The sequence below is a fragment of the Streptomyces sp. NPDC002144 genome (genome assembly GCF_053593695.1).
The window spans coordinates 45,777-57,878 of the sequence record NZ_JBSFDB010000039.1 but is presented as its reverse complement, the minus strand read 5'-3'; the positions used below and the strand labels follow the sequence as shown (position 1 = coordinate 57,878).

At 68.9% G+C, this 12,102-nt stretch carries 10 protein-coding genes and 2 pseudogenes; 8 read left to right on the top strand and 4 right to left on the bottom strand.

Annotated features, from left to right (window positions below):
* Positions 1 to 94: 94 nt before the first annotated feature.
* Positions 95 to 1,573: a PucR family transcriptional regulator gene (locus ACWCQ1_RS39555; protein ID WP_451028553.1), complete on the top strand. Its 1,479-nt coding sequence runs from the start codon at positions 95 to 97 to the stop codon at positions 1,571 to 1,573.
* Between the two features lie 26 nt (positions 1,574 to 1,599).
* Here the strand turns inward: ACWCQ1_RS39555 and ACWCQ1_RS39550 are convergent, their stop codons facing one another.
* Together ACWCQ1_RS39550 and ACWCQ1_RS39545 are read right to left on the bottom strand one after the other, a co-directional pair.
* Positions 1,600 to 2,439, bottom strand: coding sequence for an SDR family NAD(P)-dependent oxidoreductase (locus ACWCQ1_RS39550; RefSeq protein ID WP_451028552.1), 840 nt, complete (start codon positions 2,437 to 2,439; stop codon positions 1,600 to 1,602).
* Positions 2,440 to 2,497: 58 nt separating this feature from the next.
* Entirely contained in the window at positions 2,498 to 3,997 is a 1,500-nt protein-coding gene (locus tag ACWCQ1_RS39545) for an FAD-binding oxidoreductase (RefSeq protein ID WP_451028551.1), read from the bottom strand.
* A gap of 181 nt (positions 3,998 to 4,178) precedes the next feature.
* Between ACWCQ1_RS39545 and ACWCQ1_RS39540 the strand changes: the two are divergent.
* Both ACWCQ1_RS39540 and ACWCQ1_RS39535 read left to right on the top strand, forming a co-directional pair.
* Positions 4,179 to 4,652 (top strand): annotated as a pseudogene (locus ACWCQ1_RS39540) (FAD-dependent monooxygenase); the annotation flags it as partial.
* Positions 4,540 to 5,082: a hypothetical protein gene (locus ACWCQ1_RS39535; RefSeq protein ID WP_451028569.1), complete on the top strand. Its 543-nt coding sequence runs from the start codon at positions 4,540 to 4,542 to the stop codon at positions 5,080 to 5,082. The pseudogene ACWCQ1_RS39540 and the gene ACWCQ1_RS39535, both read left to right, overlap by 113 nt.
* A 6-nt stretch (positions 5,083 to 5,088) precedes the next feature.
* Here the strand turns inward: ACWCQ1_RS39535 and ACWCQ1_RS39530 are convergent, their stop codons facing one another.
* Complete coding sequence (locus ACWCQ1_RS39530) at positions 5,089 to 5,991, bottom strand: LysR family transcriptional regulator (RefSeq protein WP_133049591.1); 903 nt, start codon at positions 5,989 to 5,991, stop codon at positions 5,089 to 5,091.
* 228 nt (positions 5,992 to 6,219) lie between these two features.
* On the opposite strand from ACWCQ1_RS39530, the gene ACWCQ1_RS39525 reads away from it, so the two are divergent.
* Genes ACWCQ1_RS39525 through ACWCQ1_RS39515 form a run of 3 tightly spaced genes read left to right on the top strand, consistent with a single transcriptional unit; the run spans position 6,220 to position 9,586 of the window.
* A complete protein-coding gene (locus ACWCQ1_RS39525; RefSeq protein ID WP_451028550.1) occupies positions 6,220 to 7,461 on the top strand; it encodes an acyl-CoA dehydrogenase family protein in 1,242 nt (413 codons plus the stop codon).
* Positions 7,458 to 8,030 (top strand): flavin reductase family protein, encoded by a 573-nt coding sequence (locus tag ACWCQ1_RS39520; RefSeq protein WP_133049589.1) that lies wholly within the window; start codon positions 7,458 to 7,460, stop codon positions 8,028 to 8,030. Before ACWCQ1_RS39525 ends, ACWCQ1_RS39520 begins: the two co-directional genes overlap by 4 nt.
* 26 nt (positions 8,031 to 8,056) lie before the next feature.
* The gene (locus ACWCQ1_RS39515; protein ID WP_451028549.1) at positions 8,057 to 9,586 is read left to right on the top strand and encodes an acyl-CoA synthetase; all 1,530 of its coding nucleotides are present in this window, start codon (positions 8,057 to 8,059) and stop codon (positions 9,584 to 9,586) included.
* A gap of 822 nt (positions 9,587 to 10,408) precedes the next feature.
* Here ACWCQ1_RS39515 and ACWCQ1_RS39510 read toward each other — a convergent pair.
* A complete protein-coding gene (locus tag ACWCQ1_RS39510; RefSeq protein ID WP_165955185.1) occupies positions 10,409 to 10,552 on the bottom strand; it encodes a hypothetical protein in 144 nt (47 codons plus the stop codon).
* An 867-nt stretch (positions 10,553 to 11,419) separates the two neighbouring features.
* Here ACWCQ1_RS39510 and ACWCQ1_RS39505 point away from each other — a divergent pair.
* Entirely contained in the window at positions 11,420 to 11,635 is a 216-nt protein-coding gene (locus tag ACWCQ1_RS39505; protein ID WP_451028548.1) for a hypothetical protein, read from the top strand.
* A gap of 109 nt (positions 11,636 to 11,744) precedes the next feature.
* Positions 11,745 to 12,016, top strand: a pseudogene (locus ACWCQ1_RS39500) (IS630 family transposase); the annotation flags it as partial.
* Between the last annotated feature and the right edge of the window lie 86 nt (positions 12,017 to 12,102).

Below are 12,102 nucleotides of genomic sequence, written 5' to 3'. Positions count from 1 at the left end.
CTCGGAGCCGACCGACCGCCCAGATACCGACCTCGTTGGGCTGCTCACCGCGGTACGGGACCTTCCTGGTGCGCGATCCCGCACCGAGCTGTGCATGCGCGCGGTGTACGCGGCGCGCAGCCTGGTGGACGCCGACGCCGCCGTCTGGGCGGAGACCGCCGACGGCATACCGTGCGTACGCGCCTCCGTCGGTTTGGTGGATCCACAGAGCTTTGCCGAATCCGCCCACGACGCGATGACCGAGAGGATGGCCGACAGCCTTGTCGCGCCGATCAGTGAGGGCGCCACGACGGCGCGGATGTTCGTGCTGAGCCGCACACCCGGCATGTTCACCACCGCGCACGTCGCGTTGCTCGCTGAGCTCGCGCGGATGGTCGGCGCGTTCGCGCCCGTGGTTGGTGAGCTCGAGAATCTCCGGCGCGACGCCGCTCTGCTGGACGGCGCGATACAGGCCGTAGCGACCGGATCGGGCATCGACGAAGTGGCGCGACAGGCCGGCGTCGCGCTCGGCACCGAGGTCCGGGCGGAATTCGTGTCTTCGGGTCCCGCCAGCCCTGCCGCCGCCTCGTCGCCGGCCGGGCACACCGCCGACGACGACACGTGCCACCCCGTTCCCCATAGCCGGCTCGCGCTGCGCGCGGCGGCGCGTGGCGGCTCGCACGGGACGGTCCTGGGACGCCTCGCCGACCTGCTCGGCGTCTCGATCGCCGCCAGGCGGACGGAGTTCGACCTGGAGCTCCGCATGAACGGCCGTTTCCTCGAAACACTCGTCAGCGGCCTCAGCGACCAGCTGGAATCCGCCACGGAGCGGGCCAGGTTGCTGGGGATCGATCTCAAGGCCCCGCACGCCCTGGTGGCGTTGGGAGGCGACACCCCCGCCGAACGCTCGATGCTCGACCGTGTAGCCGGCGGGCTCCGCGCCCTGTCGCCGCAAAGCCTACTGAGCACCTTCCGGGGATGCGTCATCATCCTGTGGCCGATGGCCGCGGACGGCACCGGCGAGGATCTGCGCGGCGAAGTGTCGCGGCTGCTGGACGCGGCCGTACCGTCCGGGCACTTCGCCGGGATCAGCAGGGTCTGCCATACGCCCGAGGCCTATCGGGACGCGCTGCGAGAGAGCATGTTCGCGATGCACGTGGCACGGCACACTCCCGGCACGTCGCGGGTGATGGTCGCCCAGGAGCTCGGAGTGTTCCAGATCGCGGCGTACATCGTGGGCTCCGGTGCCGAACGGGAGGCCGTCGAGCGGACGCTGGGACGCCTGCTGGACGCCGACCGGCGCCTGAAGTCCGATCTGGTCAATACCCTGCGCGCCTACCTCGTTAACGAGCGCCGGGCTGCCTTCACCGCCCGGGCGCTGTTCATCCATCCCAACACGCTGCGCTACCGGCTGGACCAGATCCGGGAGAATCTCGGCCTCGACCTCGACGACCCCGACGCCCGCTTCGAACTCCTGGCGGCACTGCAGCTGGAGTCGATCCTGAGCTCATTGCGCTCCGACGGGGACAACAGCGCGTCCCGTCTCGGATGGCTGACGCATCCCCCGAGGGAAGGTGGCTCCGTGGTCACCTGACGGGCTCGGCATGCAGGAAACCGGGGCTAGGCTCCGGGGATCTCCGGGGGTTCGTTGGTCTGCATCCAGTGCAGACGCTGGCGGAGAAAATCGAGCTGCTCGTCGGGATGGGTGAGAATGAAGAACCGGTCTTCCCGGACGGCTTGGATGACCTGTTCGGCGACTTCACTCGGCTCCTTGGCGCCGGCCATGAAACTCCGTACCGACTTTTGCACCGCGGCCCGGAGGGGGTTGGTCTCGGTGTCGGGAACGTCGGCGGGGGCATGGCGCTGCGCCCAGGGCAACTCGCTCTTGACGAACCCCGGCACGAGAAGGGACATCCCGACCTTCGATCCCTGGAGTCTCAGCTCGGCGGCCAGGTACTCGCTGAGCGACAGCACGGCGAATTTGGACACCGAATAGGGAGCGAACGTGGGCATGACGGCGTTCAGCGCCGCGGAGGAGGCGACGTTGATCAGGTGTGCCTCCTCCTGCTCGGCGAGCAAGGGGAGGAAGACGCGGCAGCCGTGCAGGGTGCCCCAGAAGTTGACGTCCATCACCCACTTCCAGCCCTCGATCGGGGCCTCCAGGAACACAGTCCCCCACTCCACGCCGGCGTTGTTGCACACCAGGTGAACGGCACCGTAGGTGTCGATCGTGTGCCTGGCCAGCGCCTGAACCGCGGACTCGTCACGGACGTCGGTCCGGTGGACACTCGCCTCACCGCCGGCGGCGGCGATCAGCCGCCTGGTCTCCTCCATGCCGGGTTCGTCGATGTCGGCGAGGACGACCTTCATGCCCTCGCCCGCGAACCCGAGAGCCAGTCCGCGTCCGATGCCGCTTCCGGCGCCGGTGACCACGGCGATCCTGCCGTTCAGCTTTCTCATTTGCACTCTCCCTGAGCCGTCTGCGAAGCGTTCGATGCCAGCGGCGACGAGCCGTGCATCACATCCCCCGCTCGCCACGAAGGCGGCTGGGCCAGATTCCGGACTTGCCCGGCGACAGGATGCCGTTCGGATCCAGCGCGTCCTTGATCTTCTCGGTCGTCCGCAGCAGCGCGTGGTCGTTGAACCCGAACTGCTCGGCGACCATGTCCATCGTCGAGACGTGTGTCCGGTACTCGCCGTACCCGAGTGCCGTAGCCTCGTGCACCATCGTGCGGTAGGTCTCGAAGACCGCCTCGGCGGCTCCGCGATCGTCGCGGGGGAAGGGGATGAGGCCCAGGTTCGTGATGTACCGGCCGTTGACCACGAGCGACTGCCCTCCCGGCAACCCCGTCCGACGCATGTGCCTGCGGAAGAGTTCGGTGATCGCCCGGGCGTGGGCGCCGGTGTTCGGGACGATCGAGGAGAAGACGGTGTGCCCCAGCGGGAGGTTCGGGTCGTCCAGGCCGATCTCGTCGATCATGTCCTGGTTGGGCACCCCGGCGTGCACCTTGTCGGTCTGCGATGCCTCCTGCGGCGGCTGACCGTGGTACCGGTTCTCGGACACCGTCGCGCCGTCGATCGCCGCGAAGGCGTCCCGGATCGTCGCGATCTTTAGGTCGACTTCAGCTTCGCGGCCGTAGAGCCCGAAACGGAGCGTCCATGGGCCCGATACCCAGCCGGCACGGGGCAGCGGTGAGAAGATGCCCGGCTGACCGGTGATCGTCCCATCGAGCACCAGCGGCCGGAGTGTGTCCACGAGAGCCTCAAGATCACCATCGTCGATGACAGAGACGAGACAGGAGGAGTAGACCTGCGGCCTGGGCATCAGCCAGATGCCGACCTTGGTGACGATGGCGAAGTTCGACTGCATGAACAGGCCGTCGAACGTGGGCCCGAAACCGCGCTTGGACAGATGCCGGCTCGGGCTGCCCTCCATGGCGCCCATGCCGGTCCGCACGATCGTTCCGTCGGCGAGCACGACCTCCATGCCACAGACGCTCTCCGCACGGTCGCCGTTGGGGGCGTACCCGATCCCGTGGTCGACGGCATTGCCCAGGACGCTGCCCCAGCCGAGGTCCGGCACCGCCGCCCACAGGCGATGGCCGTGCCTGCCGAGTTCCTCGTACAGGTCGTAGAACGAGACGCCCGGCTCGACGACGGCGTACGCCAGTTCCTCGTTCACCTCGGCCACCTTGTTCATGCGGCCCAGGTGCACCAGGACCGACCCGGGATGGGCGACCGCCGAGCCTCCGTAGCCGTTGTTCTTGCCCCGCGACACCGTCCACAGGGCCAGCCGGTGCTCGTTGGCAATCCGGACGACGGCCTGGACCTCCTCGAGCGAGGCCGGTTGTACCGCCAACGCGGGCCGCGGATTCGCCCACGCCGGAGGGGCATAAGGATCACCGAACTCGCGCAGCGAGGCCGCGTCTGTCAGTACGGCGTCCTCTCCAAGGGCGGATGTGAACTCTTTGACGGCCGCGCCGAACTCCGCGGCGGACGCGTCCCCTTCCGGATGCATGGCACCCTGTGACATGGCATTCACCAGCCCTTTCGCGATGGAGATCCACATTTCCCGGCGCATCTGCGGGTCATCGGTCCCGGTCGCTCTCATGGTTGGCGCGCCGAGTGGATGTGACATCGGTGGCCTCGCACAGAGTTCCTCGCGGATGTTGTGCCCTTGCTCCAATGGCAGCCATTCCCAGTCGTCCTCCGCGTGGACGGTCAACGAGATGTACGCCGAGACGTACTCCAGCGGCCGGGTGTTCTGCGCGGGCGACGCCTGCCACCGGTACCCACCGTCCAACGGGCTGGGCTCCAACACCTCCATCCAGGACTCCTACAACCTGGCGTGGAAGCTGAAGCTCGTCCTGGACGGCACCGCGTCCCCGTCCCCGCTGGACACCCACAGTGCCGAACGCGCACCGGTCGGCAAGCAGGTCGTCACCCGGGCCAACCAGTCCATCGGTGAGACGGCACCCGTCTTCGAGGCGCTCGGCGGCCTGGCGCCGCAGACCCCCGAGCAGCTGTGGGCCAACATCGCCGCCCGCAAGGACGCCACCACTGAGGCCGAGGAGCAGCGGGCGCGGCTGCGGGAGGCGATCGCCTTCAAGGCATACGAGTTCAACGCCCACGGCGTGGAACTCAACCAGCGCTACACCTCCGCCGCGATCGTCGCATGACGCGCGCAGCCGCGCGCTGTACCGGGCGCGGCTGAGCGGTGCCTGTCTCGGCGCCACCACCATGGGGCTGCACCACAACCTCTGCCATCTGCTCGGCGGCACCTTCGACCTGCCGCACGCCGAGACACACGCCGTCGTCCTGCCCCATGTACCGGCCTTCAACGCGCCGGCGGTTCCCGAGGCACTGGCGGCGCTGCGCCGGGCGCTCGATGTCCCGGATCCGGTACGGGAGTTGCACGAACTGGGCGAACGGCCGGGCACCCCGCGATCGCTCACCAACCTGGACCTGACCACCGCCGACATCGACCGCGCCGTCAAGGTCGCAGTCACGGCACCATACGGCAACCCTCGCGAGGCGTCCGCAGACGACCTGCGGGCCATCCCGCACGCGGCCTGGGCGGGCGAGCCCCGGTACGGCGGCTGACCCCTCCTACCGGGAGATCTCGGCGTACGGAACGCCGGTCGCGCGTCGGGCCACCCGGCGTGCGAGCTCGGCGAACGCCGGGGCGGCGGGCGAGTGACTGGCCTCCGGAAACACGACGGCGGCCACCAAGCCGAGGGGCTCCTTAGGAGCGACGTTCTCCACCCCCGGGTGCGGGAACATACGGGTGGCCGACAGCGGCATCAGTCCCACCATGTGCTGGTAGGCGATCTTCAAGGACACGTCCAGGGCCGAGCGGGCGTGGAAGCCGACCGTCGGGGCGTCGTCGTCCCCGTTTCGTCCGCCCACCCAGAAGTCGAGGCCCGGCGCGGGGGTGACCCAGGGCTGATCGAAGACCTCGGTCACGTCTACCGCGGCTGCCCCAGCCAGCGGATGCCCCTTCCACAGCGCGAGGGAAAGGGGCTCGGTGAAGATCGGTACGCGTGTCAGGCCCGGCATGTCGATGTTCAGGGGCAACAGCGCCACGTCGTACTCGTCGGCCAGCAGCGGGGCGAGCCCCTGGTGGAAGTCCACTTCGTGCACCCGGATCGTGGCTCGCGGATACCGCTCGCAGAACGCCTCGATGACGGGATGCGTCAGCTCCGCGAGAGCCACCCCGTAGAGCGCGATCCGCACCTCGTCCCGTCGCCTGGCCCTGATGGCGCCTGCGGCGGCGGCGAGTTGGTCGGCATCTGCCAGCACCTCAGACGCCCGTTCGAGCAGTTCCGCGCCGTCGGCGGTGAGCGCCACATGCCGTTTGTCGCGGTCGAACAGCTGGACGCCCAGCTCACGCTCGAGGGCGGCGATCGAGCGCGTCAGCGCAGGCTGGGTGAGGTGCAGACGCTCGGCGGCGACCCGGTAGTTCAAAGTCTCGGCGAGCGCCGAGAAATGGCGCAGGCTCCGGAGTTCCACTCAGCCCTCCAGAAAGGCGAGGTCCACGGCGTTGTGGTCCGCGCCACGTTACCGCGCGCTTCCCCGCACGTCACCAGTCAGAAATGTGCGGCATTCCCGTCACCCCCTCCGACCTGCTGTGATGCACGACACTCATCAAGCCCCCGGTTACCGGCATTGGACGGTCCTTCGCCGCGCTGCCAACACTCCCTTCAGGCCGACCCAGAACAGCAGCGGATGGGGTGCGAATTGTCCGAGACAACCGAGGCAGCCGAGAAGATCATCGAGATTCCGCAGCCGGAGCCGGACCTGACACCGGAGGAACTGGTGCGCCGGGCCGCCGGCATGAGGGCCTGGCTACGTGATCACCAGGACGAGACCGAACAGCGGACCGGTATCTCCGAGGACACGCACAAGGCGTTCCTGGAGGCGGGTTTCTACCGGTCCCTCCAGCCTCGCCGCTTCGGCGGCTACGAGTTCGATCTGCGCACCTACTCCCGGATGGTCACCGAGGTGGCCCGCGGCTGCCCGTCCAGCGGCTGGAACCTGTGTCTGGCCGCCTCCCACAGCCTGGTGGTGGCCGGCCGCTTCCCCGAGAGCACCCAGCGCGAGGTGTTCGGGCCGGACGGTGACTTCCGGGCCCCACTGCCGATCGCCCCGAGCGCCACCGCGACGAGGACCCCTGACGGGTACCTGGTCAACGGCCGCTGGGACTACTCCTCCGGAGTCAACGTCTCCACGCACTTCCTGGGTGGCGTGCTCATCATCGACGAAGAGGGCGGCATCCCCACGCCGGGCATGGTGCTCGTGCCCTCCGGCTGGCGGATGCTCGACAACTGGGGCGAGATCCTGGGCTTCCGCGGCAGCGGCTCCAACAGCGTCGTGGCCGAGGACGTCCTCGTACCGTACGAGTACGTGTCCAGGACCCATTTCGCGGCGAACGACGCCACCGACGGGCCGGGTGTGGAACTGCACGGCAACCCGATGTACGCGGGCCGGCTGATGTCGTTCTTCAACATCCAGCTGTGTTCGATCGTGGCGGGCACAGCCTGGGCCGCGGTCGACGAGTACCGGCGGATCATCACCTCCAAGAACAGCCTGCTGCCGCCCTTCAAGCCGCGCAGCCACGATCCGGAACACCAGCGCAACCTCGGCCTGGCCACGGCCCTGGCCGACAGCGCGCAGCGGATCATCCTGTCGGTCGCGGACGACTACTCCGCGTACGCCGCCCGGGGCCTGGCAGGGGGCGAGCCCTTCTCCGAACTGGACGACCAGGCTCTCTCCCTCACGGCCCGGCAGTCCGGCCAACTCGCCTGCCAGGCCGTCGAGATGCTGGCCTCGGCCAGTGGCTCCAGCGCGCTGGCGAACGGCCAGCGCATGCAGCGGTACCTGCGCGACGTCGCCACGTACAAGACCCACATCAATGCGCAGCACGGCTCGTGGGCTACGGCGTACGCCCGTTCTCTGCTCGGCGTGGAGAACTCGGCGTGAACCGCCCGACGCCCGCCGCGACGGCGCCCGGCGGCGGCCCGGCGGACGACCCCGGCCGGTTCCGGCACGTGCTCGGCCACTACCCGACGGGTGTCACGGTGGTCACCGCGAAGGAACCCGAGGGCACCCCGGTCGGCATGGTGATCGGCTCGTTCACCTCGGTGTCCCTGGACCCTCCGCTCGTCGCGTTCTTCCCTGGCCGCTCCTCCACGACCTGGCCAAGGATCATGGCCGGCGGCGCCTTCTGCGTGAACGTGCTGGCCGCCGGCCAGGAGGGCCTGTGCCGGGATGTCAGCGCCAAGGCACCCGACGTCTTCGACCGCCACCCGTGGCGCGGCGCGGCCTCGGGCAGCCCCGTCCTGGCGGGCGTCGCCGCCTGGGTCGACTGCGACATCGCCGACGTGTGGACCCTCGGCGACCACTACTTCGTCCTCGGCCGCGTCCGGGAACTCGGGGTGGAGAAGACCGGCGCCGCACCGCTGGTCTTCTCCCGGGGGCGGCTCGCCCCTTTGCCGTCCCGCCGGGACCACGACGACTCGGCCGACTACGCCTGGCCCGACTGGCTCTGAGAACTCTGAGAGAAGAGAGACGCACCATGCGCAATCAAGGGCTCGGCTCGTGGCCCGCGCGGCGTGCCCGCATGGCACCGGAGGCCACCGCCGTCGTGCACGACGGTGGATCCCTGTCCTACGGAGAGCTGGCCGCGCGCGTGACGCGGCTCGCTCACGCCCTGCGTGCCCTGGGGGTCGGGCACGGCGACCGGGTGGCCTACCTCGGCGCGAACCATCCGGCCCTGGCGGAGACCCTGTTCGCCGCGAACGCGCTGGGCGCCGTCTGCGTCCCGCTCAACACCCGCCTCGCGGCACCCGAGTTGGCCTTCATCCTGGGCGATTCGGGAGCGTCGGTGCTGGTGTTCGCGGCCGAACTCACCGACATCGTCGACGCGTTCAGGGACGACGTCGAGGTGAAGCACTACGTCGAGGTGGGGAAGGCGTACGAGGAGCTGCTCGCGAGCGCGCCGGACAACCCCCTGGACGAGACGGTCGGCCTCGATGAGGTGTGCATGATCCAGTACACCTCGGGCACCAGCGGCCGTCCCAAGGGCGTCATGCTCACCCACGCCAACATCGCCTGGAACTGCTTCAACATGCTGCTGGACGTGGACATCGCCTCCGACGACGTGGCTCTGGTGGTGGCACCGATGTTCCACACCGCCGCCCTCAACGCCGTCTTCCTGCCGGGCTTCCTCAAAGGAGGGATGTCGGTGCTGATGCGCGGCTTCGATCCGGACCGGGTGCTCGACGTCATCGCCGAGCACCGGGTGACGAGGATGTTCGGCGTGCCCGCGATGTACCAGGCCATGGCCCGGTCGTCGCGGTGGGCGACGGCCGACCTGTCGTCGATCCGGATCCTGCAGTGCGCGGCGGCACCCGTACCCAAGGCCCTCATCCACGCATATCAGGATCGCGGCCTGACCTTCCTCCAGGCATACGGCCTGACCGAGACCGCCCCCGCCGCGTTGGGCCTGCGCGCACAGGACAGCATCCGCAAGGCCGGCTCGGCCGGCACACCCTGCTTCTTCACCGACGTACGCGTGGTGCGGCCCGACCTCACCGATGTCGCACCGGGCGAGGTCGGCGAGGTGATCATCGAGGGCCTCAACGTGATGAAGGGCTACTGGCAGTGGCCCGAAGCGACCAAGGACGCCTTCCTGGAAGGAAGTTGGTTCCGCTCCGGAGACGCGGCCACCGTCGACGAGGAGGGGTACGTCACGATCGTCGACCGAATCAAGGACATGTACATCTCCGGCGGGGAGAACGTCTATCCGGCCGAGGTCGAACAACTCCTCTACCAGCATCCCGCGGTCGCCGAATGCGCGGTGATCGGCGTACCCGACGAACGATGGGGCGAAGTGGGCAGAGCGCTGGTCGTGCCCCGCGCGGGCGCCGAGGTGTCGCCCGACGACATCATGGACTCCCTGTCCGGCCGACTCGCCAAGTACAAGCTCCCCAAGTCGGTCGTCCTCGTCGACGCCCTGCCCCGCAACGCCACCGGCAAGATCCTCAAGGCCCGCCTGCGCAGCCAGTACGGCTCCCTGTCAGACCGCGACGGCGAGGAGGTATGACTCCAGGCCAGGGAATCCGAACATTCTCTTGTTCGGGACGGTCCTGTCCCGGGCGGTCGCCGACCACGTCGTCCTCGACGCGAATCGGGAACATCGCCAGCGGCATCGCCCATCACACCCCGGACGGCGTCGACGACCGCACCGCCGCCACGCTTGCGATGGCGGGCCGCACCTCGTCCGCCGCTCTCAACGTCCTTGACGTCGGTCCAGACGACACAGTGCTGGTCGGCGGTGCCGGTGGCGGAGTCGGCATGTTCGCAGTCCAGCTGGCACGGATCGCAGGCGCGCGCGTCATCGGGACCGGCTCGCCGTCGTCAGCGGAGTACTTGCGAAGCCTCGGCGCCGAGCCGGTCGCGTACGGCGAGGGCCTGGACGACAGGGTCCGCGACCTCGGTGCGGCGCCGTCACCGCAGCCCTGGACCTGCACGGCACGGACACGGTGCACGTCGCACGCGAGCGGGAGTCCCGGACGACCGGATCTGCACCATCGCGGCCCAGCTCGACGGCGTTCCCGGTGCCATCGGCGCCAACGCCGCGCCGGGCGCCCTTGAGAACATCGCGCGCCTTGTCGCGGCAGGCCGCCTGCGTGTATCCCTCGCAGCGACCTACCCGTCGAGGACATCCGCGCGGCCGTCGAGCTCCAGGCGGCCCGGCACGTCCGCAGCAAGGTCGTCATCGACCTCCAGCCCCAGCCCTGACAGCGCGGGCCGGACTCAGAAGCGTGCGACGCGGCACGCAGACACCGCCTGAGTTCCGGTCCCCAGCCGGGCCGTAGCAGCGCCGGGAACCGAAGCAATGGCCGACTGCAGGTAGATGGGGTGATCAGCGTTCCCTGCGGGCTATGTCTGCCGCGTAGTCGCGTCTCGTGTTGCCGGCGTCGTGGGACCAGGCCACCGCGCAGGTGACGGAGGTGCCCAGTACGTCGCTGCACACCGACGCCGGTATCTGAGCTGCAACCGTGATCACGATGCCGCCCGTTTCCTCGGTGCGTCAGCAGCAATTTCGTCGGTGCTCCTGCTATTCGCTTGAAGGGGGCAGGATCACGGAGTCGTGTCCTGTCCGGTCCTCTTGTTGTGCTTGGCGAGGCTGACATGACCCACGGTCGCGGTGTAGCGCTGGCGGTGTTGACGGTGAGGCCGAAGAGGTCCGCGAGGCGGCGGGCGTCTCCCTCGCTGGCGTGCGCTTCGTCGAGGATGGGGTCTTCGCGCAAGGCCTGGGCGGAGGTGCCGAGTACCTTGTTGTCCTGGCCGCGGCGGCTTCCGCAGCCAGGCCCCTCGGGTTCCGCCGAGGTCAGGCGGTTCGCACCTCACCCTTGAGGGAGAGGGCCTCCCAGCGATTGAGCTCTTCCAGTCGGGACTGAAGTGAGGCGCGGATGTGCTGAACGGCATCGGCGCCGACGGCCAGGCGCAGAGGCGGTTCGTCCAGGCAAACAACGCTCATGATGGCGTCGGCGACGGCGCGGGGGTCACCGAAGGCCTCTGCGGGGAGCGCGGAGAAGTCGGTGAGGAATTTGCCGGGGATGCTCGCGTCTTGGGCGACCGACGCACCCGCCCCTCACGGATCCTACGAGCGCCTCCCCGGAGGTGGCCGGCTCTAGCCCGGGCCTTTCACGGGCGGTGATCACGAGAGGGTGACGTAGACGCAGAAAGTGCTCCTGAGCTGGAACGATCGGACTTGCTGAGGGTCCAAATCGGTCGAGCCAAGGAGCACTCTCTCGGTGAAGCAGCTCACCGGGTTCTGTCCGCGCGTCCGGGTCGATGCGGCGGGCTCGGCGGTGGTGTCGCACGCCGGTGCGATGGTCCTTGTCGAAGCCGGCAGCGTCTGGGGCTGGACTTGTCTCAGCGCGACCTGCGCGACGGGCTCACCCTCGCCCCGGCCGGTGAAGCCGCGGCCACGACATCACCGGCCGGCCTCACGTGGCGACCGCTGCGGGGCGCACCCACCGTGACGATCCACCTGGTCCTCCCGCGCGTGCCGTCACCACTGCACCGCCGCATCCGTACCATCGCCAAAACCCTGGCACACGAGCTGCACTGGCTGCCGGACTGACGCACATCAGGTCACGCGAGACGGACGCCGACGGCGGCGAGGCCCATTCACCAGCGCGGATCGTCTCCGAGATCAATAACATCGCCAAGTTCAGCCGGGTGAGCACAGCCTGCCGTTCTCGACTTGCACCCTGGCCAAACCGGTTGACTTCCTGGTCGCTGAGGGGTGGTCGACGACATCAGCCACGAGGGCCTTCGCCTTCTCCTCCATGAGGAGGGCGTGTCCTATCAACGCCTCAAGACCTGGAAGGACTCCCGCGATCCTGGATACGCGGCCAAGAAGGCCCGCATCGAACGCTTCTGCGCGTTTCCCGACGGCGAGGTCATGGCCGAGGACGGCGAGCCTGAAGTCGTCTTCTGCCTGGACGAGTTCGGCCGCCTAAGAACGCCTACGGCAGAAGGCACCAGGCTCCACTGTCATAGGCGTCCGTCAGCTGAATGCCTCTCCAGGCCGTCCGCGGCCTTCCT

Excerpts from the sequence above, each read along its gene's own strand:
- ACWCQ1_RS39555 (WP_451028553.1), top strand. The coding sequence starts at position 95 with ATGCGCGCGGTGTACGCGGCGCGCAGCCTGGTGGACGCCGACGCCGCC.
- ACWCQ1_RS39550 (WP_451028552.1), bottom strand. The coding sequence starts at position 2,439 with ATGAGAAAGCTGAACGGCAGGATCGCCGTGGTCACCGGCGCCGGAAGC.
- ACWCQ1_RS39545 (WP_451028551.1), bottom strand. The coding sequence starts at position 3,997 with ATGCATCCGGAAGGGGACGCGTCCGCCGCGGAGTTCGGCGCGGCCGTC.
- ACWCQ1_RS39515 (WP_451028549.1), top strand. The coding sequence starts at position 8,057 with ATGCGCAATCAAGGGCTCGGCTCGTGGCCCGCGCGGCGTGCCCGCATG.